We start from the raw sequence: 22,305 nt of genomic DNA, 5'->3' as shown, positions 1-22,305 counted from the left end.
GAGGAGAGGCAACGGCATGGCTGAAGACGGCGCGGCACGGGAAGAGCTCACCTGGGAGCTGTTCGGCACCGCCAGCAGGGAGCTCGCCGAGCAGATCGCCGCCGACGGCTTCGAGCCCGACCTGATCCTCTCCATCGCCCGCGGCGGGCTCTTCGTCGCCGGCGCGCTCGGCTACGCGCTGGACGTGAAGAACCTCCACGTGATGAACGTGGAGTTCTACACCGGCGTCGACCAGCGCCTCGACCTGCCGGTGATGCTGCCGCCGGTGCCCAACGTGGTGGACCTGAGCAACAAGAAGGTGCTGGTCGCCGACGACGTGGCCGACACCGGCGCCACGCTCAAGCTCGTGCGCGACTTCTGCGCCGACCACGTGGCCGACGTGCGCTGCGCCGTGATCTACGAGAAGCCGCATTCCACGGTCACCAGCGAATACGTGTGGCACCGCACCGACCGCTGGATCAACTTCCCCTGGTCGGTGCTGCCGCCGGTCGTGAAGCGCGCCGGGCAGGTGCTCGACGCATGAGCGACCCGCTCAAGCCGCTGCTGGACCTCGACGGCGTGGCCGCCGCGGCCAAGGCGGCGCAGGACGCGGTGTTCGCCGTGCACCGCCTGCCCGCCAACCTGCGTGGCGGCGCCGAAACGGCCGCCGAGGCTTCGGTGCGCGCGGCCCGCGCGTCGGCCGGCATCGACGGCGCGAACCCCGAGCTGCCCGCCGACGGCGCGGTCGCCGACCCGCTGCTGGCCGGCGCCCTGCGCGTGGCCGAATCGCTCGAACCGATCCTGCCCACCTGGCGGCGCGCGCCGTTGCAGGCGCTGGCCCGGCTGCACGTGCTGGCCGCGGCCGACGTCGTCGACGACCCGGACGCGCTCGGCCGGCCGCGTACCGGAGGCGACCGCCTAGAACTCCTGGCCCAGCTCGTGACCGGCGCGACCTCGGTGCCTGGTCCGGTGCTCACGGCGGTGGTCCACGGCGAGCTGCTGGCCCTGCGGCCCTTCGGTTCGGCCGACGGCGTGGTCGCCCGGGCGGCCGCGCGCCTGTCGATGATCGCGACGGGCCTCGACCCGAAGGCGCTCACCGTGCCGGAGGTGGCGTTCTTCCGGCGCGTGCCGAAGTACGTCGAGCTGGCTGAAGGTTTCGCCGGCGGGACACCCGACGGCGTGCGCGAGTGGCTGCTGTTCTGCTGTGAAGCGTTCGAAGCCGGGGCGCGGGAGGCGCGCAGCATCTCCTCGGCCGCCGGCTAGCGGATGTGGCCCGACCACACTGGATCTTGCCGAGCTGTGGCGCTTCGGCACATGGTCGGCGAGGTGGGCGCGACCTAACCTCGTGACCCATGACCAGTGGGGTACGTCACAGCACGCTCGAGGGCCGCGTCGCGCTCGTGACCGGCGGCGCGAGCGGAATCGGGCTCGCCTGCGTCCACGCGTTGGCCGCGGCCGGGGCGAAGGTGCACGTCGTCGACGTCGACGCGCGCGGCGCCGAAGCGGCCGCCGCCGCGATCGGGGGCTGGGCGCACGCCGGTGACCTCACTGATCCCGCCGTGATCGACGCGTTGCCGGACCAGCTCGACGTGCTGGTGAACAACGCCGGCGTGCAGCACGTGGCGGCGCTGCACGAGTTTCCGCCCGAGCAGTTCGCGCGCATCCAGGCGTTGATGGTCACGGCGCCGTTCCTGCTCATCCGCCGGTCGCTGCCCGCGATGTACGCGCGCGGCTGGGGCCGGATCGTGAACGTGTCCAGCGTGCACGGGCTGCGCGCCAGCGCGTACAAAGCCGCTTACGTCACCGCGAAACACGCGCTCGAAGGACTGTCCAAAGTGGCCGCTCTCGAAGGCGCCGAGCACGGCGTGACGTCGAACTGCGTGAACCCCGGCTACGTGCGCACGCCACTCGTCACCGGCCAGATCGACGCGCAGGCCGAGGAACACGGTCTGGCCGCCGACGAGGTCGTGGAGCAGGTGCTGCTGCGGCGCGCGGCGATCAAGCGGCTCATCGAACCGGCGGACGTCGCCGATCTCGTGGTGTGGCTGTGCGGCGAGCACGCCGGCCACGTCACCGGCGCTTCGCTGCCCCTCGACGGCGGCTGGTCGGCCGCCTGAAAACCCCGTCCCCACAACGAAGTGGAGTGTGCAGTGACAACACCCAACCGGGCCGGCCTGCTGCGCGTGGTCGGCGCCAGCCTGATCGGCACCACCGTGGAGTGGTACGACTTCTTCCTCTACACCTCGGCCGCCGCCCTGGTCTTCAATAAGCTCTTCTTCCCGACGGCCGACCCGCTCACGGGCACGCTGCTCGCGCTGCTGACCTACGCGGTCGGCTTCCTCGCGCGGCCCGTCGGCGGCCTCGTGTTCGGCCACTTCGGCGACCGCATCGGGCGCAAGCGCCTGCTCGTGTTCAGCCTGGTGATGATGGGCGGCTCGACGTTCCTCATGGGCGTGCTGCCCACCTACGGCTCGGTCGGCGTGCTCGCGCCGATCCTGCTCACGCTGCTGCGGCTCGTGCAGGGCTTCGCGCTCGGCGGTGAGTGGGGCGGCGCGGTGCTGCTCGTGTCCGAACACGGCGACGACCGGCGGCGCGGCTTCTGGGCGTCTTGGCCGCAGACCGGCGTGCCGGCTGGGAACCTGCTGGCCACGGCGGTGCTGGCGATCCTCGCCTCGGTGCAGTCCGACGCGACGTTCAACGCCTGGGGCTGGCGCATCCCGTTCCTGCTCTCGGGTGTGCTCGTGGCGGTCGGGCTGTGGGTGCGCCTCGCCGTGGCCGAGTCGCCGGTGTTCCTGGCGGCCAAGGCGGCCGCGGGCGAGGAGGAGGCCACGCCGATCGTGGACGTGTTCCGCGGCCACCTGCGCGGGCTGGTCGTGACGTTCGGCGCCCGGCTGGCGGAGAACGTGTCGTACTACGTGATCACGGCGTTCATCCTCGTCTACGTGACCACCGGTCTCGGCCTGCCCAAGGCCACCGGGCTCACCGCGGTGCTGGTCGCCTCGGCCGTGCACTTCGTCACGATTCCCTTGTGGGGCCTGCTTTCCGACAAGATCGGGCGCAAGCCGGTGTACTTGTTCGGCGTGGTCGGGATGGCCGCGTGGTCGTTCGGCTTCTTCTGGCTGCTCGACCTGCGCACGACCGGGGCCGTGATCGGCGCGGCGACCATCGGGCTCGTGGTTCACGGCGCGATGTACGGACCGCAGGCCGCCTTCTTCGCCGAGCAGTTCCCGACCCGCGTGCGCTACACCGGCCTTTCGGTGGGCGGGCAGCTGTCCTCGATCGCGGCCGGGGCGATCGCGCCGCTCATCGCGGTGGCGCTGTTCCAGGCGTACCACTCGACGGTGCCGGTGTCGGTCTACGTGGCCGCGATGTGCGTGCTTTCGGTGCTGGCCTTGCTCGGTGCACGCGAGACGCGCGGCGAGTCGCTGCACGAGACTCCCGCTGAACGGCGCTCAGTGACAGCATGACCTGTGTGGAGCCCTACCGCCGGTTGCTCGAGCTGCTCGCCGCCGGGGCGAGCAGCGAGCAGCTGGCGCTCGCCGCGCGCGAGTCGGGTGCCGACGCGACCGAGCTCGCGCTGCGCGTGCGCGAGACGCTCACCGAGCACCAGCGGCGTGAAGCCGAGCTCACGGCGCTGTTCGACACCGCGAGCGACCTCGCGCGACTGCGGGATCCGGACGCGGTGCTGCGCTCGATCGTGCGGCGGGCGCGGACGCTGCTCGGCGTGGACGTGTCGTACCTGAGCCTCAACGACGAAGCCGCCGGCAAGACCTACATCCGCGTGACCGACGGTTCGGTTTCCGCGTTGTTCCAGCAGATCGTGCTCGGCATGGGCGAAGGGCTCGGCGGGCTCGTGGCCCAGACCGCGCGGCCGTACGCGACGGCCGACTACTTCGCCGACGCGCGCTTCCGGCACACCTCGCCGATCGACACCGGCGTGCTCGAGGAAGGCCTCACGGCGATCCTCGGCGTGCCGCTGGCCATCGGCGGCAAGGTGCTCGGTGTGCTCTACGCGTCGGATCGCGCGCCGCGCGCGTTCTCCACGGCAGAGGTCGCGCTGCTCTCGTCGCTGGCCAACCACGCGGCGATCGCCCTGGACAGCGCCCACCTGCTCGACGAGACGCGCCGCTCGGCCGCCGAGCTCAACGCCGTGAACGCGACCATGCGCCGCGCCGACGAGGCCCACGACCGCCTGATGGACCTCGTGCTGCGCGGTGGCGAGCTGCCGGAAGTCGCGGCGGAGGTGGCCGGGGTGCTGCACGGGCGAATCGCCGTGCACGACGCTTCGGGCGGGTTGCTGGCCGGTGCCGAGCTGCCGTTCGACGCGCCGGCGGTGGCTGCTTCGCGAGGCAGCGGGCGGGCGGAGTCCACTGAGGACACCTGGGTGTGCGCGGTGCGGGCGGGCCAGGAACTGCTGGGCAGCCTCACGCTGGCGGGCCGGCCGGAGCTGGCGGGTGCGGACCGGCGGCTGTTCGAGCGCGCGGCCGTGGTCACGGCGTTGCTGCTGATGCTGCGGCGGTCCGTGGCGCAGGCGGAGGACGAGGTGCGTGGTGAGCTGCTGACCGATTTGCTCACCTCGCCGACGCGCAATCCGGCGTCGCTCACGGCTCGCGCACGCCGGTTGGGTGTCGACTTGTCGGCTCCGCACGTGGTGCTGGTCGCGCACGCGCCCGGGATTTCACGCCGGGGCCTGGCGTCGGCGTGCGCGCGGTACGGCGATCTGGTGGGTGTGCACGCGGAGCAGGTGGTGGCGCTGGCGCCGCCCGAGGTGGCGGTGGCGAAGGTGGCTCGCGAGCTGCAGTCCGTTGTGGACTGTCCGGTGACGGTCGGCGCGGCCGGGCCCGCCAACGGTCCCGCCGCGCTCGCCGACGCGTATACCGAAGCCGGTCGGTGCGTGAGCACGCTGCTCGCTTTGGGTCGGGAAGGCGACGGCGCGGCGATGGCCGAGCTCGGGTTCCTCGGCGTGCTGCTGGGCCGGCACGCCGACCTGCCGTCCTACGTCGCGGCCACGCTCGGCCCGGTGCACGACTACGACGCGCGCCGCGGTACGGACCTCGTGGGCACGCTGCGGTCGTACTTCGCGGCCGGCGGGAACCTCGCGCGCGCCAAGGACGAGCTTCACGTGCACGTGAACACCGTGGTGCAGCGGCTGGACCGGGTCTCGGCGCTGCTGGGCGACGACTGGCGGGAGCCCGAACGCGCGTTGGAGATCCAGCTCGCGCTGCGGGTGCACCGGCTCAACCGGCCCGCTGGTTAGTCCACCGGGTTGAGCCGCGCCGACCATTTCTCCTCGATGCGCCCGAACCGCCACACGGCGAGCGCGACCAGCCAGGTGAGGATGAACAGGCCGACGATCGCGAACCCGACGTAGTCGAGGTCCACGTCGGCGATCACCGCGAGCGGGCCGTGGGTGATGTCGAGCTGCTCGGCGAGGATGGACACGAGTTCGATCGTGCCGATGACCAGCGCCACGGCCACGGACAGCGCCGTGACGGTGATGTTGTAGTAGATCTTGCGGATCGGCCGCGAAAACGCCCAGCCGTAGGCGAAGTTCATGAACACGCCGTCGGCGGCGTCGAAGAGGCTCATGCCGGCCGCGAAGAGCACCGGCAGCACGAGGATCGCGTACCAGGGCAGCGCGAACGCGGCGGCGCCGGCCGCGAGCACCAGCAGTCCGATCTCCGTGGCGGTGTCGAAGCCGAGTCCGAAGAGGACACCCACCGGGTAGATGTGCCACGGCTTGCGCACGGCCTTCGTGGCGCCGCGCAGCAGGCGGTTCATCAGGCCGCGGTTGTCGAGGTGGCGTTCGAGCTCCGATTCGTCCAGCTCACCGCGGCGCAGCCGCGCGAAGACCCGGACGATCCCGACGAGCGCCACGAGGTTGATGATCGCGATGAGGTAGAGGAAAACGCCCGAGACGGACGTCCCGATGAGGCCGGTGGTCTGGTGCAGCGTCGACGAGTCGTCCTCGAGCTGACCGGCGACCGCGCGCACGCCGAGCGAGAGCAGCAGGCACAACCCGAACACGATCGTCGAGTGGCCGAGTGAGAACCAGAACCCGACGGACAGGGGTCGTTGGCCCTCGGCCATGAGCTTGCGGGTGGTGTTGTCGATCGCGGCGATGTGGTCGGCGTCGAACGCGTGGCGCATGCCGAGCGTGAACGCCGTGACCCCGAGCCCGATGCCGAACACGCCCGAGGCGCCGAGGTCGTAGTGGTGCGGCGCGATGAACAGCACCAGCACACCCCAGCCCACGAGGTTGAGCAGCAGGATCACCGTCGCCATCCCGGACAGCGAGACCCACTCCTTCTTCGTGAGCGGTTGCCGGGTCTGTGCGTCGACCATGGCCCTTGCCTTCCCCTCGCGGACAACACCTGAGAGGTTAGGCAGGTGAACAGATGAACCGCAATGAGGAGCAGCCCACAAAAGAGCCCCTCACCAGGAGATGAGGGGCTCTTCGTCCGTTTTTGCGTACCGGGGCTCCCCGCAGAGCCCGGTGCGGCTGTCAACCAGCGCGCAGGTGCAGCGAGTCCAGGGCCTTGCGCACGTGCCCGCTGTTGGCTTCCAGCGCCGCCGCCGAGTGCTCGACGTCGCAGCCCGAGAGCAGGTGCACGAGCGCGGTCTTGAGGTCGCCGCCGGCCTCGGTGAGAGCGTCGGAGCAGTCGGCCATGGTCAGACCCGTGGCTTCCTGCAGGATGCGGATCGTGCGGCCGCGCAGCTTCGCGTTGGTGGCCCGCATGCTCACCATCAGGTTCGAGTACGTCTTGCCCAGCTTGATCATCGTGGCCGTGGAGAACGCCGTGAGGATCAGCTTCTGTGCCGTGCCCGCCTTCATCCGGGTCGAGCCGGCGATCACCTCGGCACCGGTGGCCACGGCGATCAGCACGTCGACACCGGCCGGCTTCGCCGCACGCGGGTTGGCCGAGACCAGGCCCGTGTGCGCGCCCAGCCGGCTCGACTCCTCGAGTGCGCCGAGCACGAACGGCGTGCGCCCCGACGCGGCGAGGCCGAGCACGAAATCACCCGGCCGCACCGCGGCGGACATTTCGGCCGCGCCGGCCTCGTCGTCGTCCTCGGCGTTCTCGACCGCCTGCCGCAGAGCCTTCTCGCCGCCGGCGTGGTGCGCGACGAACAGGTCGCCCGGCACGTTGAACGTCGGCACGAGCTCGGCCGCGTCCAGCGTCGCCAGGCGGCCCGAAGTGCCCGCCCCGACGTAGTGCACGCGGCCGCCGCCCCGCAGGGCTTCCACGGCGTAGTCGACCGCGCGCGCCAGCTGCGGCAGCACCGCGGCCACCGCGTCGGGCACCCGGCGGTCCTCGGCGTTGATGGCGCTGAGGATCCCCATGGTGGACATCAGGTCGATGTCCACCGTGCGGGGGTTGCGCTGCTCGGTCGGCGAATCGACGTGTACCGCCTGCGTGGGGACGGACATCATGCGCCTCGTTTCTGAGTTCACTTACCGGTTTCCCGCGGACGGCGGCGACCGTCGGGCCTGACCCCGAGCCGGTGCGAGCCGACCGCGTCCCGCGTCGCGTCGAGCGCGTGGACAGACGCGTCCATGTGCCGCTGCGCGACGCCGATGAACAGGCAGTCGATCACGGTGAGCTGCGCGATGCGGCTCGCCGTGGCCCCGGAACGGAAGGTGGTTTCGCGCGCGGCCGTGGTGAGCACGTGGTCGGCGACCTCCGTGATCGGCGAACGCGGGAAGTTCGTCACGGCGACGGTGATCGCGCCGTGCTCGCGGGCGACGCGCAGCGCCTCCACGGTGTCGGTGGTCGCGCCCGTGTGGGAGACGCCGATGGCGACGTCACCGGGGCTGAGCACCGCGGCCGAGGTGAGCATGATGTGCGTGTCGGACCACGAGAAGCTCACGCGGCCGATGCGGTGCAGCTTCTGCTGCAGGTCGGCGGCCACGAAGGCGCTCGCGCCCACGCCGTACACGTCCACGCGGCCGGCTTCGGCCACGAGGTCGATCACGCGCTGCATGGTGGCGACGTCGAGCTGGTCGGCGGTCTCCTCGACGGCGCGCGCGTCGGCGAAGCTGACCTTGCCGATCACGGCCGCGAGGTCGTCCTCCGGGCCGATCTCGCCGCCGAGGTTGCGCGTGGTGCGGGCCTCGGTGCGCGCGGTGTCCGCGGCCAGCGCGATGCGCAGCTGCGGGTATCCGCCGACGCCGACGGCCTTGCAGAAGCGCGTGACCGTGGTCTCGCTGGTGCTGGCGGCGAGGGCGACCTCGGTGATGCTCCGGCGGGCGACCGACGCGGGGTCCTCCAGCACGACCTTCGCCACCCGCTGCTCGGCGCGGGCGAGCCCGGGCAGCAGCGAGCGGATGCGGACCAGCGGGCTCGCATCGGCGTCACGCACAGTGGTCTGAGCTGGGGTTTGCTCGGACGGTACCGGGATGGTTACGGAATCGGCATCGTCGACCGTCGGAAAGTCACTAACCGTTGGCATTTGCGACAAGGCTACCCACATCCTTCGGCAGGATCGCAACCCGTCCGTGTCTGCGGACTTCGTTTTGCGATTAATCGTTGACCAGAAAGTCGCTAACCAGGTCGACCTTGTTAACGAGCTCAAGCTAACGACTTGGCAACTTAGTGTCGCCCCGCAAAAGGCTTCGGATCGCTGAGTGGGAGGGCCAGTTCGGCGCTGCGCGACAGCGCGGTCACCGAGCGCTCAAATTCCACCCGGTAGCGGTGAGTGCCGACGGATTCCGCTCACCATCGAGAACTGCCCGGCCCCGTTCGGTGACTTTCACACCGTCGACAAAAACTCCGCGTCCGGTGTAACTCGCGTCGGTCGTGTAACGCCAGCGAAGGCTCGTAACGGACGAGGCCGGTACTTCTGCCGTCACGCGCCACCAGGCACGGTGTCCGTGTCCTGAGAGCGACGTCACCTCTCCGGGCGGTGCTCCTGCTCCGTTCGCGTGAACCGCGACCGGTTGCCAACTAACACCGTCGGAAGACGATTCCAGCTGAAGTGGATCAGTCGGCCCCTCGGTGTCCACGAAGGCGTAGAAGGAGACCTGCAGTGGCCCGCCGGATCGCGGTGTCAAGGGGCCCGTACTGAGCGTAGCCGTCGCCTGGTTGCCGAGTCCGGCAAACCACGCATCTCGGCCCTGCGCGGGCTTCACGGCCATGGCCTGGGCGAGCGAAGTGGCCCAGACCTGGCGCGCGGTGTTGATGGAGCCCCAGTTACGACTCGGGTGCACTCGGTTGGTGAGCAACAACGCGAACGACCGCGATTCCGGGTCGATGACCAGCGTCGTCCCGGTGAAACCGGTGTGGCCGGCCGTGACCGGTGAGGAAAGCGCACCCATGTACCAGGGCTGGTCGAGCTCGAACCCGAGGCCGTGGCTGTCGTCGGGGAAGCGCTGGTTGTAGTTGGTCAGCATCGTCTCGACGGTGTCCGGCCGCAGGATCCGCTTGCCCCCGTAGGTGCCGCCGTTGAGGATCGTCTGGCAGAGGATCGCCAGGTCGCCGGCCGTGGAGAACACGCCGGCGTGCCCGGCCACGCCGCCGAGCGACCACGCGTTCTCGTCGTGCACCTGGCCCCGCACGAGGCCGCGCGGCGGGTTCGACTCGAACTCGGTGGCGGCAATGCGGTCCAGCTTCGAGGCGGGCGGGTTGTAGCCGGTGTCGACCATGCCCAGCGGCGCGGTGATGCGGTCGTGCACCACCTTGTCCAGCGTCTGCCCGGTGAGCTTCTCGATCACGAAGCCGAGGGTGAGCATGTTGAGGTCGGAGTAGAGGTAGGTCGTGCCCGGCGCGTTCTTCAGCGGGCTGTCGAGCACGGCCTTGCGCCGCGCCGGGATGTCGGAATAGCCCTGCCACAGCGACGGGACGGGATCGGCGTCGAAGCCGGACGTGTGCGTGAGCAGCTGCTCGATCGTCACGGCTTCCTTGCCGTTCACGCCGAACTCGGGCAGGTAGCGCACTACGGGAGCGTTGACGTCGAGCTTGCCCTGCTCCACCAGCTGCAGCGCGGCGATCGAGGTGAACAGCTTCGAGACCGACGCCATATCGAAGATCGTGTCGTCGCGCATCGGCACCTGCTGGTCCTTCGGCAGCTCGGTGCCCGCCGCGTCGGCGTAGCGCAGCGCGCCGCCGACGGCGTAGCGGTCCACGACCACCCCGTCGTGGGCGAGCAGGCCGACGGCGCCGGAGAAGTGCGGGTGCCCGGTGGCGTCGGGCTGGGTCCAGCTCGCCAGGAACTGCTCGGCGCTCTTGATCGGAGCACCGTCGAGGCCCACGTCGGAGGGCTTGCCCTCGCGCAACGTGGTGGAGGGGGCCGCGAAGCCGTGTCGCACCACGTCGAAGCGCCCGGCGAACGGGTCGTGCTGCGTCGGGGTGGCGATGGCGGCGGCTCCTGCGGTGGTCGTGGCCGCGACGAGCACCGCGACCGTTGCGACGAGCACCTTCCTAGCACGCATGACCGCTCCTCAGCGATAGATCAGGTAGGGCCGGCGTTGGCGGTCGAAGGCGGCGAGCTCGGCGCGCCAGGCGCCGGTGACCTCGTCGACCCCGGCGCCGGCGTCGATCATGGTGCGCAGCCGGTCGGAACCGGACAGCAGGTCGATGGCGTGGTCGGGCCGCCAGCCGAAGGTCTGCGGCGCGACCTGCTTCGCGGTCACGAGCATGGCGACGGCGGTGGTGATCGCGTCGAACGCCTTCGGGTCGGTGACGGTGAGCTGCACGCCGCCGCAGGTCTCGTTCACGAACTTGCTGAACGTCGGCACGAAGTACGTCTCACGGAACCGCGCGCCCGGCAGGTCGAGGGCTTCGAGCCGGTCGCGCCAGTGCCAGTCGACGCCCGGCGCGCCGAGGATCTCGAACGGTCGCGTGGTGCCGCGGCCCTCGGCGAAGAGCGTGCCTTCGAACAGGCAGGTGCCGGGGTACACGAGCGCGGTGTCGGGCGTCGGCATGTTCGGGCTCGGCATGACCCAGTCGAGACCGGTTTCGGCGAAGAACATCTCGCGCCGCCAGCCGCGGACTTCGATCACCTGCAGGTCGACGGGTTTCACGCCTTCGCCGGGCAGGAACTCGGTGTTGAACAGCCGCGCCAGCTCGCCCACGGTCATGCCGTGCTGCTGCGCGATCGGCTTGCGGCCGACGCCGGAGGCGAACTTCGGGTCGAGCACCGGGCCGGCGAGGCGGCCGCCGATCGGGTTGGGCCGGTCGAGCACCACGAACGCCGCGCCGACCTTCGCCGCCGCGACCATCGCCGTGTAGAGCGACCAGATGTAGGTGTAGAAGCGGGCGCCGACGTCGGCGATGTCGAACACGACCGTGTCGAGGCCCGCCTTGGTGAACAGTGCGGCGAGCTTCGTCGCGTCGGCGCCGTACGCGTCGTACACGGGGATGCCGGTGCGCGGATCCGTGTAGTCGCCTTCGGACCCGCCGGCCTGCGCGCTGCCGCGGAACCCGTGCTCGGGACCGAAGGCCGCCACCGGTTTCACACCGGCCGCAACCATGTCGTCGACGATGTGGTCGCCGCTCGCGAGCACGCCCGTGGGGTTGGAGAGCACGCCGAGTTTGCGCCCGGCGAGCGGACGCCAGTGCTGGGCGGCGAGTTGTTCGGCGCCCGTCAGGACTTTCTGGTGTCGGGTTGCTTGCGTTGGTGCTGCTTGCGCGGTCGTCGACGCGCTCGCGAGCACCGGCACGGCGAGCGCGGGGACGGCGAGGAACTTCCTGCGGTTGAGGTTCACCAGCTCAGTCCGTGTCCGAAGGGGTACTTGACGGTGTTCACGTCGGCGCCCGCGGGGACGTCGACCGGCAGCTTGCCGCTCGGCTTCGTCTCGCCGAGCACGACCTTGGCGAGCGCTTCGAGCGACGGCGTGATGTAGCCGTAGGTCGCGAGCCAGGTGGGCACGGGGTTGGCGTAACCGGCGTCGTACGGGATCTGCGCGGCGACGGCGACCACGGGCTTGCCGGTGGCCATCAGCGCCTGCAAAAGCTTGTTCTGCAAGGGAAATCCGCCGAGGTTGTTGGTGAGCACGACGACGAGGTCGGTGTTCTTTGCCGCTTCGGTGGCCTGCGCGATGAGGTCGTCGGACGGAGCCTGTCCGGTCTGCAGTGCGGTCGCCTTCGTGCCGTGCGCGGTGAGGCGGTCGGCGAGCGTCTGCGTGCTGGCCACGCCCCAGCCGGTGACGAGCGCGGTGGCGGGCTTCTGCTTGAGCGGCAACACACCGGCGTCGTTGGCGATGGCGGTGATCGACCGGTCGGCGATGCCTTGGGCGGTGGCGAGGTTCGCCGGCGTGCCGACCTTCTTCGCGACGAGCGCGGGGTTGTTGAACGGCGAAGTGAGGATGCCGCGCTTCAGCTTCATCTTGAGCACGCGCAGCACACTCTGGTCGATGCGCTGCATCGGCAGGTCGCCGGACTTCACGGCACTGATCACGGAGTTGATCGCGAGCTCGAGGTGCACCGGCATCAGCAGCTGGTCGATGCCGGCTTTCAGGGCCAGCACAGGGATTTCGGCGTCGCTGTGCAGCTCGCGCACGCCCTGCATCTCGAGCGCGTCGGTGATCACCACGCCGTCGTAACCGAGTTCGCCCCGCAGCTTGCCGGTGATGATCGGCTTCGAGAGCGTGGCCGGTTCACCCGACGGGTCGAGGCTCGGGAACTGGATGTGGGCGCTCATGATCGAGTCGATGCCGGCGGCGATGGCGGCCTTGAACGGCGGCACGTCGATCTTGCGCCACTCGTCCTCGGTGCGGTCGATGCGGGGCAGACCGGTGTGGCTGTCGGTGGCGGCGTCGCCGTGGCCGGGGAAGTGTTTTGCCGTGGAGGAAACGGTTTCGGCCGGCCGGCCGGAGTTCTGATAGCCCTTGATCTCGGCCGTCACGAACTGGCTCGCGAGCTCCGGCTGCCCGGCGAAGGAGCGCACGCCGATCACGGGGTTGGCCGGGTTGGAGTTCACGTCGGAGTCGGGCGCGAAGTCCTGGTTGATGCCGACGGCGCGCAGTTCGTGGCCGATGATCGTGGCGGCCTGCGTTGCGCTGGTGGTGCTGCGGCCCGCGGCGATGGCCATGGAGTTGGGGAATTCCGTGGCGGGAGCACCCATCCGGGTGACGGTGCCGCCCTCCTGGTCGGTGCCGATCTGCAAGGGGACGTGGGCACCGCTGGAGATCGCGGCCTGCTGCAGGCCGTTGGAGAGCTTCGCGACCTGCGTGGGGGTGTCGAAGTTGTCGCGGCTGTCGTTGTTGAAGTAGATGACGCCGCCGAGGTGGTACTTGCGCACGACCTCGGCGGGGGTGTCGACGCCGAAATCGGTCTGGTTCTTGGGGTTGACCTCGTCGGCGGACTTGCCGTTGACCCACGTGACGAAGAGCTGGCCGACCTTTTCCTCGAGGGTGAGGCCGTGGAGGGTTTGTTGAGCGGCGGCGTCCAGGGCGGTCATCGCGTTCGCGTCCGGCGTGCTGCCTGAAGCGCTTGTGCCGATTCCGATGCCGGTGCCGGCGACGGCGAGGAGCCCCGCGAGGGGGACGGCGAGCGCATGGATCCTCCGCGGGCGCGTGCGCGCGAGTCGGGTCGTCACGAATGGGCCTCCCAGTGTCGTGCGCCGCGAGTGGTGAGAAGTCCACCTGGCGGCGCCGGTATCGGGAAGCTACTCACCGGCTCACGCGTTGTCCATCGGCCGAGCGCAGGAACGTGGGGGTTCACCTGGGATTTTTCGCGAAACTACCCCGGAAACACTGGCGGCGCCCGTCGGCCGAAGCCGGCGGGCGCCGCCTGCAAGCGCGAAACTTCTCGGGCGACCAAGCGTGCAACTCTGGTCGTACCTTCATGGACTCGGCGTCCGGCGTCCCGGTACGCAGTCCCTAGACGACGAGCCTCCCGCGGCGCGCTGCGCGTGGGTACCCGGAGTCCGCGCACGGAGGTTGCCCGGGGTGACAGAGGCTTCTCTTCTACCTCTGCCCTGGCCGGCTCAACGTCCGCACCTACTTTCTACGCCGTGAGCCCGGTCACTTCAAGAGCGTGGGCGGGTGCACCGGGAAAAGAGGCTCGATCCGGTGATGCACACACCCTCAGCGACGCCGATTCCGCCCCACGCTTGAGAAAACGGCCCGCGGTACCGCCGTGTGGGTGCCTAGCTCGGCGGGGTTCGGAACCGTCGGCGACGACTCAGGCTGTACCACGTCGCGCCGGCCGCCACGGCGCCCACGCCGAGGGCGACCATGCCCGCGGACCGAGCGGGGATCCGGCTGCGCAGCGACATCGGGCGTTCGAACGCGAGCACGGGCCAATCGCGTTCGGCGGCTTCGCGGCGCAGGAGCTTGTCGGGGTTCACCGCGTGCGGGTGGCCGACGGTTTCCAGGAGCGGGATGTCGGTGCTCGAGTCCGTGTAGGCGAAGCACTCGGCGAGGTCGTAGCCGTACGTCGCGGCGAGCTGCTTCGCGGCGACGGCCTTGTTGTCGCCGTAGCAGTAGAAGTCGATCTCGCCGTTGTAGCGGCCGTCGGTGACCCCCATGCGCGTGGCGACGCAGCGCGTGGCGCCGAGCATCGCGGCGACCGGGGCGGCGACCTCTTCGCCGGTCGCGGAGAGCACGACCACGTCGTGGCCGTCGGCGAGGTGGCGCGCGATGAGATCGGTGGCCTCGACGTACACGAGTGGATCGACTACGTCGTGGAGCGTTTCCCGCACGATCGCGGAAACCTGCGCGACATCCCAGCCGGCGCACAGCTTCGAGACCTCGGCGCGCATGCGTTCGGTCTTGTCGGCGTCGGCGCCGGCGAGGGAGAAGACGAGTTGTGCGTACGCACTACGCAATGCCGCTCGGCGGTTGATCAGTCCTTCTCTGAGTAATGGTTTGCTGAACGCCAGCGCGCTGGAGGAAGCGATGATGGTCTTGTCGAGATCGAAGAACGCGGCGACGGCACGCCGGGGTTCTTCGGGGCGGGATTCGCGCGGCGGCGCGGTGCTGGGTTCGGCCACGTGATCAGGATAGGAGAAGCGGCGCCCGGGTTCTCGCGTTGATCGAACACCGGCGCGCCCGCCCGGCGGAAAATCCATGACAGGACAGTGCATCCGGCTTTGGATGCCGTTACCGAATCGTAGGTGTCGCTCGCGGCCCCATCCGGTGCTCGGGCGAGTTACAGTGTGGGAACCCGGTGTCCAACCGGGCCGGTTCAGTCCGACCCCCCGGGGCTGAACCCACGGCGGCCCTCGTCCCTCCCCCTGGCGAGGGCCGCCCTCTTTTCATGGGTAAAGCAATTTTTCCGCCGCTTTCGCGGATCTCCGGGATCTTTTTCGTCGCAATTAGTCGGCGGCGGTAATTCTCCGGTTCAGGGGTGGCGGCGGGCCGCGCATTGTGCCTCATCGGTCCGACAGGTTCGGGCGCGAGTGGCGGATTCGGCGCGAGTTGTCCACAAGCACCGGGTTATCCACAGGTCGCGAGGTTGGCCATTGCCCAGGGCGTCCGGCGCGGGTGATCTTGAGAGGACCGAACCGCCCGGCTCGGCTTCGAGGGGGAGGCCCCAGATGACAACCGCACATCCACTGGTCGTCGCTGCCGACGGCGTTGTGCTGGAGGAGATCCTGCGCGTCGCCGCGGTGGCCGGCTGCGAACTCGACCGCGCACCGGATCTGCCGGCCGCGCGTTCGCGCTGGACCCGCGCGCCACTCGTGGTGCTGGAAGAGGACGCCGTAGACGATGAAGTGCTGCTGCCCCGCCGCGACGGCGTGCTCGTGGTCGCCAAGGGCGCGGCCGGCGTCGACACCTGGCGCCACGCCGCCCTCGTCGGCGCCCGCCGCGTCCTCTGCCTGCCCGACGACGAATCCGAGCTGACCCTCGCGTTCGCCGATGCCGCCGACGCCCCGGCCGAGCGCCCCGGCCCGGTCCTCGCCGTGATCGGCGGCCGCGGCGGCGCGGGTGCCTCCGTGCTCGCCGCCGCCACCGCCGTCGAAGCCGCCCGCACCACCCCGGCCCTCCTCGTCGACTGCGACCCCCTCGGCGGTGGCCTCGATCTCCCACTGGGCTTGGAAAACACGCCCGGCCACCGCTGGCCCGACGTCCACCTCTCCGGCCGCGTCGCCCTCCCGTCCCTCGTCGACGCCCTCCCTCGCCGCGGCACGCTGCCCGTCCTGTCCTGCGGCCGCACCGGCCCGGGCCCCACCCGGCGCGCCCTGTTCGCCATCGTGACCGCCGGCCGCCGCTCCGGCCGCGCAGTGATCTGCGACCTGCCCCGCCACCTCGACGAGGGCGCCCTGGCGGTCGCCTCCGCCGCCGACCTGGTGGTCCTGGTGGTACCCGTGGAGTTCCGCGCCTGCATGGCCGCGAAACAAGTCCTGGAACGCCTCGCCCCCCACACGGACCACCTCGCCCTGGTCGCAAGTGGACATTCACATTCCGGTGCACCACCGTCCCGCACCACGGCGCTGCTGGGCCCACCGCTGCTCGCGACGCTGCCACCGGAACGGCGCGTCGCCGCGACTTTGGAGACGGGGGAGTTCGACCTGCCTCCGAAGGGCCCCTTGGTGACGGCTGCGCGTGCCGTGCTGGCTGAGCTGTTGGCCGGCCCGGCTTCTCGGGTCGAGGACTTCCCGATGGCGGCGTGAACCGGCGGCGGCCGCACGTGTCCGGTTGGCCGAGCTCCATTCCCGCCTGGCCAGCCAGGTCGAGGACTTGGCGCTGGGAGCCCGAACCTGGCGGCGGCGGTCGCGCTCCAGGCCGACCACGCGGCTCGACGGCTCGCCACTGGCGGCGTGAACGCGACGGCGCGGGCCCCCTTGTGGCCGAGCTCCATTCCCGCCCGGCCACGCGGCTCGATGCCTTGCTGCCAGTGGCCCGAACTTGGTGGCGGTCGTATGTGTCCTGCTGGCCGAGCTTCAGGTTCCCCCGGCCACCAGGCTCGACGACGGCCCGCCGACCGTCTGAACCCGGTCGCGTCCGCGCGTGTCCTGTTGTCCGAGTTCCACGTTCAGCCCACTACCCGACTCGATGACTTCCCTCTGACGGCCTGAACCTGGCGGCAGCCGGACGTGCCCGGCTGGCCGAGCTCCATTCGCGCCCGGTCACCTGGCCCGACGACTTCCCGCCGGCCGCCTGAACCCGTCGGCACCTCCAGGTCCACCGTCCTGAGAAACCGATTTCCCTTCAACACCAATACTTCCCGCGTAGCTGAGGAGTCCCGTGATGCCCACTCACCCGAAGCCGCCGACATGACCACCGAATTCGTCGAGCGCGTCCGCAGCCGCCTCGCGGGGGAGAGCCGGCCGGCGGATCCCGTGGCCGTGGCGGAGGCCGTTCGGGCGGAGGCCGGCGGCACCCTCGGCCACGACGCGGTCCTGGACGCCGTCCGCCAGGCCCACCACGAGTTCGTCGGCGCCGGCCCGCTCGCGCCGCTGCTCGAGGACCCCGCGGTCACCGACGTCCTCGTCACCGCCCCCGACCAGACCTGGACGGACGGCGACTCCGGCCTCACCCGCACCGACATCCGCTTCGCCGGCGAAGAGGCCGTCCGCCGTCTCGCGCAGCGCCTCGCCCTCGCTGCGGGCCGCCGCCTCGACGACGCCCAGCCCTATGTGGACGGTTGGCTTCCTGTCCCGGGCGGCCACGTCCGCGTGCACGCCATTCTGCCGCCCCTCGCCCCGAACGGCACTTGCCTGTCCCTGCGCGTCCTTCGTCCAGCGACGCACACGCTCGACACCCTGACCGCGCTGGGCGTCGTCAACGAGGAGGGCGCCGACATCCTCCGCTCGATCATCACGCGCCGCCTCGCGTTCCTGGTCACCGGCGGCACCGGTGTCGGCAAGACCACCCTGCTCAGTGCCCTGCTGGCCGAGGTCAGCCCGCGTGAACGCATCGTCTGCGTCGAAGACGCCGGCGAGCTGCGCCCCGCCCACCCGCAGTTCGTCAGCCTCGTCGCCCGCCCGGCCAACGTCGAGGGCGCCGGCGCCGTCGAGCTCCCGGAACTCGTCCGCCAGGCCCTGCGCATGCGCCCCGACCGCCTGGTCGTCGGCGAAGTCCGCGGCGCCGAAGTCGGCTCCCTCCTCAACGCCCTCAACACCGGCCACGACGGCGGCGCCTGCACCCTCCATGCCAACTCGCCCTCCGAGGTCCCCGCGCGCCTCGCCGCGCTCGCCTCCCTGGGCGGCCTCACCGGCGACGCCCTCCACAGCCAACTCTCCGCCGCCATCCGCGTCGTCCTCCACCTCCACCGCACCCCCGACGGCGCCCGCCACCTCACCGAAATCGCCACCCTCCACCGCACCACCACAACCACCCACGCCACCCCCATCTGGCGCGACGGCCACTGGACCCCGTACCGCTCCCTCTTCGAGGAGGCGACCCCGTGACCTCGCCCCACCGCGCCGACCGTCAGGCTCCGTCTTCGGCGAGCGCATCAGTCCCTGTGTTCAGGGAAGACCGCGGCTCACCCGTGACCCATCGTCCGGCCCGGACCTCGGCAGACGTCGTGATCCCTTCGAGTGGAACAGGCCGCCGCGTGACGTCGCGGCCTTCCGAACTTGACTGGCCGCACAGCTCACCCGACCTGACCCGTCCGTTGTGGACCTCGCGCGCCGTCCGCAGCCGGAAAGAGGTCGGTCCATGATCACCGCCTGGCCGCTCCTCTGCGTCGGCACCGCGCTCCTCACCTGGCCGACTCTGCCGACCCGACTGGTGCCACCGTCGCGCCGACGGCTGACCATCCCCGCTCCGCCCCGGCAAGCCGTCTGGGTCCTACCGACGCTGGTCGCCCTGCCGCTGGCCGGGTGGGGCGCCGCCGTGGCGACCGCGTTGGTCACTGTCGCGGTGAGGCAAGAACGGCGCAGCAGAAGGGAAACCGCCGAAACCCTCGCGCGCACCGAACAGACCTCGGCCGCCATCAGGACAATGGTCGCCGAGCTGCGGGCGGGCGCACATCCGGTGCTCGCGGCCGAGGCAGCGGCCGAAGCCGTTCCCGCGCTGGCCGGCGAGCTCACCAACCTCGCCACCGCCGCGAGACTCGACGGCACCCTCGAATCCCAAGCCCTCCCACAGCTCGCCACCGCCTGGACGCTCGCCCTCCGCCACGGCCTCCCCATCGCCGACACGCTCGATGCCACCCGTCGCGATGTCGACGCCGCCGCCACGTTCGCCAGGCGGCTGCGCGCCAAGATGGCCGGGCCGCGGATGAGCGCGACCGTGCTGACGGGGCTGCCGGTGCTGTGCCTCGCGATGGGCCAGGCGATCGGCGCGGAACCACTCACCGTCCTCACCCGGACCGTCCTCGGCCAGCTCTTCCTGGTCGCCGGGGCTGCGCTGCTCTGGGCGGGCACCGCGTGGTCGCGCGCGCTGACCGGGCGCAACACCCTCGGGGGCCGGTGATGCCGTACCTCCTGATGGCCGCCGCGCTGCTCAGCTGGCCGAGCCCGCCGAAGCCGCGCACCCTGGCCCCGCCGACGCGGTGGCAGCCCAAGCTGCCAAGTCTCCGCGCAACTCACGCACTCGCCGCGGGGATCGCCGGGGTGTCCGTCAGCGTCGTCGCAGGTCTGGTCGGCGGGGCACTCGCCGCCGCCGGCGCCTGGTGGCTGCTCCGCCGTTCGCGTAAACCGAAATCAGCCGACGATGTCGCCGGCCGCCTCGACGCCGCCGCCACCCTCGACCTGCTCGGCGCCTGCCTGCGCGCGGGCCTGCCGGTGCCGACCGCGCTGGACGCCGTCAGCACGACCGCACGCCCACCCACGTCGACCGCGATGAAGGCCACCGCGAACCTGCTCGCCCTCGGCGCAGAGCCGGCGGAAGCCTGGGCGCAGCTCAAGACGAGGCCGGGGTTCGAGGAACTGTCGGTCGCCGCGACCCGCACGGCCCGATCCGGCGCCGCCCTCGCGGCGACGGCCGACGAAGTCTCCCGCCGTCTGCGCGACGGGATCGGCGTCGAAGCCGAGGAACGCGCGGAGCGGGCCGGCGTCGCGCTCGCGCTGCCGGTGGGGCTCTGTTTCCTCCCCGCGTTCTTCGTGCTCGGCGTGCTTCCGGTGGTGCTCGGCCTGGCCGAGCGGATCGGGAGCGTGTTGTAGATGAATCCACAATGGACAGAAAGGACGGACCATGCGCTTCCTCCCCGGAGACGAGGGCACCACCACAGCGGAGTACGCCATCGGCACGGTCGCCGCCGCGGCGTTCGCGCTCGCGCTCTTCGTGCTGCTCAGCGGCGATTCGATCAGCACGGCGCTCTCGGGCGTCGTGCAACGGGCCCTCACGGTGGCGACCTGATGGCCCGCCGTCGCCGGGACGGCGGCATGGTCACGGTCGAGGCCGCCCTTTCCCTGTGCGCCCTCACCGCCGTGGTGGCCGCTCTGCTCACCGGCCTCGCCGCGGTGCTCGGGCACATCCGGTGCCTCGACGCCGCCCGCGAAGCCGCGCGCCTCACCGCCGCCGGACAGCCCGGCGCGGCCGAGGCCGTCGTGCAGACCATCGCCCCTCGCGGCGCCCACCTGACCCTCCGCCGCACCGGCGACGGCATCACCGCCGTCGTCACCACGGACACCCTCGCCACCTTGCACCTGGACGCCGTCGCCTACGCGGTCGCCGAGCCGGGAGCCGAATCGTGAACCAGCGAGGTCAAGGCCCGCCGCCACGGGCGACCCGGCAATCATCAGCCGACGGTCGGGTTCCCGTCGTGAAAGAAAGAGGCCAGCCGCAGGGCGTGACTCCGGCAGCAGAGGTGAAGCCGAGTTGCCTGGGCCTGCGACGAAGTCCTTGTACTGCGCCGACTCGGCTATCACGCGCACTCGCCCGCGGTCCCGCCAGGAAGCAGAGCGGGCCCGACGACAAGATCACCAGGGCCAGGCGGCTCGAGCGCGGCCGTGAATCAGAGGGCCGAAGGTCGACCACGAGGTCGCCGACGGCAGGGCGACCAGCAGGTGGTCGGAGCCCGGCAGTGAAACAGAGCAGCAAGGGCCAACCGCCGAGAGCGGCCCGCCGTCTGACCGCCGATGACGGCGTCGCCACTGTATGGACCGCCATCGTCATCGCCGCCCTCGTCGCCTTCGCTGCCGCCGGCTGCTGGCTCGGCGCGGCCGTCGCAGCGCGGCACCGGGTTGAAGCCGCCGCTGATCTCGGCGCGCTCGCCGCCGCGGCCCACGCTGCGGACGGGCCGGCCCGGGCCTGTGACCGGGCGCGCGAGGTGGCCGAGCACGAAGGTGCGGTCGTCACGGCGTGCAGCTGGCGTGAGCGCGATGCCCTCGTCGAGGTTCGCGCGGCGACCCCTCCTGTCCCGGGCCTTCCGCCGCCGTCGGCGCGGGCGCGGGCGGGGCCGGTGGACCTGCCGGAGTGAGCCCGGCGCCACTCGTCCGGGGGTGGTCACGACGAGTGGCCGCGCCGAAGTGGATCACCGCCGGAGTGGCCAGACGCACTGTCTCGACGAGCGGCAGGCACCGCGAGCAGCGGTCGCTGACGCACGCCGAGCGGTAGAAACCGCAGGTCAACCGTCTGAACGACGTGGTGCGCCACGGTGGCCGCGAAGCGCGGCGAAAGTGTCAACCCGCGTGCTCAAGGGGTTGAGCGGGGGCTCAACGGCCGGTGATCGGTTGTCCGTTATCGGCCGAGCGGTGGGCTACCGGGCGTTCATCGCCCAGTAACCACCGGTTGTCGCGCGGCTCTTCCGCGCAATGTGCAAGTTGCCGTTTAGTGAGACGTGCGCCACCAACGGCCCCGACCCGGGTGGCGCGAAACCGGACTTTGAAGGCAGGAAAGCAATGTTGGACGCGAATTGGCCGGACAGCTGGCGGAGCGCCTTCCGCATCGAACTGCGAGCGGAGGCGATCGGCCTCGCTTGGCGCGGCTGGCCGGTGCTCCCGGGGGCGACCCCGGCGCCGATCACCGGTGAGGAAGACGACCTCACCTGGCGCCGCCCGGTGCCGGTGCGGGAAGACTGGCGCGAGCTGGTCGGCACCCACGCCCACGAGGTCGCCACCTGGTTCTCCGACCGCACCCACAGCCTGCTCGTGGCTACGGGCACGGTCGTCGACGCCATCGAGGTCGACGACGAGCTCGGCAAGCGCGCCGCCCGTCTGCTGCGTGCCCTGGGGCACCCCGCGCCGATCGTCGCGATGCCCAACGGCCGCTGGCTGTTCCTCACCACGCCGGCCGACAGCATCCCGGCCGAGCTCGCCGCGCAGGCCTCGGTGCAGTGGCACGGTGCCGGCAGCTTCATCCCGCTGCCGCCGTCGCCGTTCCAGCACGGTGTCGTTCACTGGCGCGTGAAGCCCGAGGTGTGCGGCTGGCAGCTGCCCGACGCCGCCGAGGTGCACGAAGTCCTCGTGCGCGCCCTCGCCGCCGAGCACGCCTCGCTGCTCGTGGAGACCACCGCTGCGTGACCGGTTCCATCCCGGCACACAGCG

Annotated in this window: 20 protein-coding genes; 13 read left to right on the top strand and 7 right to left on the bottom strand. The window is 71.1% G+C overall.

All coding sequences use genetic code 11. From position 1 onward, the window contains the following. The first annotated feature begins 16 nt into the window (after positions 1-16). The 5 genes from VSH64_RS33795 to VSH64_RS33775 all read left to right on the top strand — a co-directional run bounded on the left by VSH64_RS33795 (position 17) and on the right by VSH64_RS33775 (position 5,236). Entirely contained in the window at positions 17-523 is a 507-nt protein-coding gene (locus tag VSH64_RS33795) for a phosphoribosyltransferase (protein WP_326566802.1), read from the top strand. Beyond that, positions 520-1,242 carry a Fic family protein gene (locus VSH64_RS33790; protein ID WP_326566801.1) on the top strand — a complete coding sequence of 241 codons (723 nt, stop codon included), beginning with the start codon at positions 520-522 and terminating at the stop codon, positions 1,240-1,242. The genes VSH64_RS33795 and VSH64_RS33790 overlap by 4 nt, the downstream gene beginning before the upstream one ends. 89 nt (positions 1,243-1,331) lie before the next feature. Further along, on the top strand, positions 1,332-2,096 hold the full coding sequence (locus VSH64_RS33785) for a 3-hydroxybutyrate dehydrogenase (RefSeq protein ID WP_326566800.1): 765 nt from the start codon (positions 1,332-1,334) through the stop codon (positions 2,094-2,096). Between the two features lie 33 nt (positions 2,097-2,129). Then, complete coding sequence (locus VSH64_RS33780; protein WP_326566799.1) at positions 2,130-3,446, top strand: MFS transporter; 1,317 nt, start codon at positions 2,130-2,132, stop codon at positions 3,444-3,446. After that, positions 3,443-5,236 carry a helix-turn-helix domain-containing protein gene (locus VSH64_RS33775; protein ID WP_326566798.1) on the top strand — a complete coding sequence of 598 codons (1,794 nt, stop codon included), beginning with the start codon at positions 3,443-3,445 and terminating at the stop codon, positions 5,234-5,236. Before VSH64_RS33780 ends, VSH64_RS33775 begins: the two co-directional genes overlap by 4 nt. On the opposite strand, the gene nicT is transcribed toward VSH64_RS33775, so the two are convergent. The 7 genes from nicT to VSH64_RS33740 form a co-directional block, all read right to left on the bottom strand. Beyond that, complete coding sequence (gene nicT / locus VSH64_RS33770) at positions 5,233-6,324, bottom strand: Nickel transporter NicT (RefSeq protein ID WP_326566797.1); 1,092 nt, start codon at positions 6,322-6,324, stop codon at positions 5,233-5,235. The two genes, VSH64_RS33775 and nicT, sit on opposite strands and share 4 nt — an antisense overlap. Positions 6,325-6,484: 160 nt before the next feature. After that, entirely contained in the window at positions 6,485-7,414 is a 930-nt protein-coding gene (gene murQ, locus VSH64_RS33765) for an N-acetylmuramic acid 6-phosphate etherase (protein WP_326566796.1), read from the bottom strand. Between the two features lie 17 nt (positions 7,415-7,431). Continuing rightward, positions 7,432-8,343 carry a MurR/RpiR family transcriptional regulator gene (locus VSH64_RS33760; RefSeq protein ID WP_452010760.1) on the bottom strand — a complete coding sequence of 304 codons (912 nt, stop codon included), beginning with the start codon at positions 8,341-8,343 and terminating at the stop codon, positions 7,432-7,434. A gap of 301 nt (positions 8,344-8,644) precedes the next feature. Further along, the gene (locus VSH64_RS33755; RefSeq protein ID WP_326566794.1) at positions 8,645-10,411 is read right to left on the bottom strand and encodes a serine hydrolase; all 1,767 of its coding nucleotides are present in this window, start codon (positions 10,409-10,411) and stop codon (positions 8,645-8,647) included. A gap of 9 nt (positions 10,412-10,420) precedes the next feature. Next, positions 10,421-11,686 (bottom strand): exo-beta-N-acetylmuramidase NamZ family protein, encoded by a 1,266-nt coding sequence (locus tag VSH64_RS33750; RefSeq protein ID WP_326566793.1) that lies wholly within the window; start codon positions 11,684-11,686, stop codon positions 10,421-10,423. Beyond that, complete coding sequence (locus tag VSH64_RS33745) at positions 11,683-13,380, bottom strand: glycoside hydrolase family 3 protein (protein ID WP_407655697.1); 1,698 nt, start codon at positions 13,378-13,380, stop codon at positions 11,683-11,685. Before VSH64_RS33745 ends, VSH64_RS33750 begins: the two co-directional genes overlap by 4 nt. A 690-nt stretch (positions 13,381-14,070) precedes the next feature. Continuing rightward, positions 14,071-14,916: an HAD family hydrolase gene (locus tag VSH64_RS33740; RefSeq protein ID WP_326566791.1), complete on the bottom strand. Its 846-nt coding sequence runs from the start codon at positions 14,914-14,916 to the stop codon at positions 14,071-14,073. A gap of 546 nt (positions 14,917-15,462) precedes the next feature. Between VSH64_RS33740 and ssd the strand changes: the two genes are divergently transcribed. The 8 genes from ssd to VSH64_RS33700 all read left to right on the top strand — a co-directional run bounded on the left by ssd (position 15,463) and on the right by VSH64_RS33700 (position 22,281). After that, positions 15,463-16,539 (top strand): septum site-determining protein Ssd, encoded by a 1,077-nt coding sequence (gene ssd / locus VSH64_RS33735; protein ID WP_326566790.1) that lies wholly within the window; start codon positions 15,463-15,465, stop codon positions 16,537-16,539. A gap of 603 nt (positions 16,540-17,142) precedes the next feature. Continuing rightward, on the top strand, positions 17,143-18,279 hold the full coding sequence (locus VSH64_RS33730; RefSeq protein ID WP_326566789.1) for a TadA family conjugal transfer-associated ATPase: 1,137 nt from the start codon (positions 17,143-17,145) through the stop codon (positions 18,277-18,279). A 253-nt stretch (positions 18,280-18,532) separates the two neighbouring features. After that, positions 18,533-19,291: a type II secretion system F family protein gene (locus VSH64_RS33725; RefSeq protein ID WP_326566788.1), complete on the top strand. Its 759-nt coding sequence runs from the start codon at positions 18,533-18,535 to the stop codon at positions 19,289-19,291. Next, entirely contained in the window at positions 19,291-19,980 is a 690-nt protein-coding gene (locus tag VSH64_RS33720; protein ID WP_326566787.1) for a type II secretion system F family protein, read from the top strand. The genes VSH64_RS33725 and VSH64_RS33720 overlap by 1 nt, the downstream gene beginning before the upstream one ends. Before the next feature lie 31 nt (positions 19,981-20,011). Next, positions 20,012-20,176 (top strand): DUF4244 domain-containing protein, encoded by a 165-nt coding sequence (locus tag VSH64_RS33715; protein ID WP_326566786.1) that lies wholly within the window; start codon positions 20,012-20,014, stop codon positions 20,174-20,176. After that, a complete protein-coding gene (locus VSH64_RS33710; protein ID WP_326566785.1) occupies positions 20,176-20,514 on the top strand; it encodes a TadE family type IV pilus minor pilin in 339 nt (112 codons plus the stop codon). Before VSH64_RS33715 ends, VSH64_RS33710 begins: the two co-directional genes overlap by 1 nt. Before the next feature lie 329 nt (positions 20,515-20,843). After that, positions 20,844-21,239 carry an Rv3654c family TadE-like protein gene (locus tag VSH64_RS33705; protein WP_326566784.1) on the top strand — a complete coding sequence of 132 codons (396 nt, stop codon included), beginning with the start codon at positions 20,844-20,846 and terminating at the stop codon, positions 21,237-21,239. Positions 21,240-21,660: 421 nt separating this feature from the next. After that, a complete protein-coding gene (locus VSH64_RS33700) occupies positions 21,661-22,281 on the top strand; it encodes a bifunctional DNA primase/polymerase (protein ID WP_326566783.1) in 621 nt (206 codons plus the stop codon). Positions 22,282-22,305: the final 24 nt, after the last annotated feature.

The sequence above is a fragment of the Amycolatopsis rhabdoformis genome (assembly GCF_035918295.1).
In the GTDB taxonomy this organism is placed as follows: Bacteria; Actinomycetota; Actinomycetes; order Mycobacteriales; family Pseudonocardiaceae; genus Amycolatopsis; species Amycolatopsis rhabdoformis.
Note: the sequence above shows the minus strand (reverse complement) of the source record. Positions and strands in the feature narration are given on the sequence as shown.

What these genes read in the sequence shown, in the direction of transcription:
- VSH64_RS33795 (WP_326566802.1), top strand. Translation starts at nt 17, where the DNA reads ATGGCTGAAGACGGCGCGGCACGGGAAGAGCTCACCTGGGAGCTGTTC.
- VSH64_RS33790 (WP_326566801.1), top strand. Translation starts at nt 520, where the DNA reads ATGAGCGACCCGCTCAAGCCGCTGCTGGACCTCGACGGCGTGGCCGCC.
- VSH64_RS33785 (WP_326566800.1), top strand. Translation starts at nt 1,332, where the DNA reads ATGACCAGTGGGGTACGTCACAGCACGCTCGAGGGCCGCGTCGCGCTC.
- VSH64_RS33775 (WP_326566798.1), top strand. Translation starts at nt 3,443, where the DNA reads ATGACCTGTGTGGAGCCCTACCGCCGGTTGCTCGAGCTGCTCGCCGCC.
- nicT (WP_326566797.1), bottom strand. Translation starts at nt 6,324, where the DNA reads ATGGTCGACGCACAGACCCGGCAACCGCTCACGAAGAAGGAGTGGGTC.
- murQ (WP_326566796.1), bottom strand. Translation starts at nt 7,414, where the DNA reads ATGATGTCCGTCCCCACGCAGGCGGTACACGTCGATTCGCCGACCGAG.
- VSH64_RS33755 (WP_326566794.1), bottom strand. Translation starts at nt 10,411, where the DNA reads ATGCGTGCTAGGAAGGTGCTCGTCGCAACGGTCGCGGTGCTCGTCGCG.
- VSH64_RS33745 (WP_407655697.1), bottom strand. Translation starts at nt 13,380, where the DNA reads ATGACCGCCCTGGACGCCGCCGCTCAACAAACCCTCCACGGCCTCACC.
- ssd (WP_326566790.1), top strand. Translation starts at nt 15,463, where the DNA reads ATGACAACCGCACATCCACTGGTCGTCGCTGCCGACGGCGTTGTGCTG.
- VSH64_RS33730 (WP_326566789.1), top strand. Translation starts at nt 17,143, where the DNA reads ATGACCACCGAATTCGTCGAGCGCGTCCGCAGCCGCCTCGCGGGGGAG.
- VSH64_RS33725 (WP_326566788.1), top strand. Translation starts at nt 18,533, where the DNA reads ATGATCACCGCCTGGCCGCTCCTCTGCGTCGGCACCGCGCTCCTCACC.
- VSH64_RS33720 (WP_326566787.1), top strand. Translation starts at nt 19,291, where the DNA reads ATGCCGTACCTCCTGATGGCCGCCGCGCTGCTCAGCTGGCCGAGCCCG.
- VSH64_RS33715 (WP_326566786.1), top strand. Translation starts at nt 20,012, where the DNA reads ATGCGCTTCCTCCCCGGAGACGAGGGCACCACCACAGCGGAGTACGCC.
- VSH64_RS33710 (WP_326566785.1), top strand. Translation starts at nt 20,176, where the DNA reads ATGGCCCGCCGTCGCCGGGACGGCGGCATGGTCACGGTCGAGGCCGCC.
- VSH64_RS33700 (WP_326566783.1), top strand. Translation starts at nt 21,661, where the DNA reads ATGTTGGACGCGAATTGGCCGGACAGCTGGCGGAGCGCCTTCCGCATC.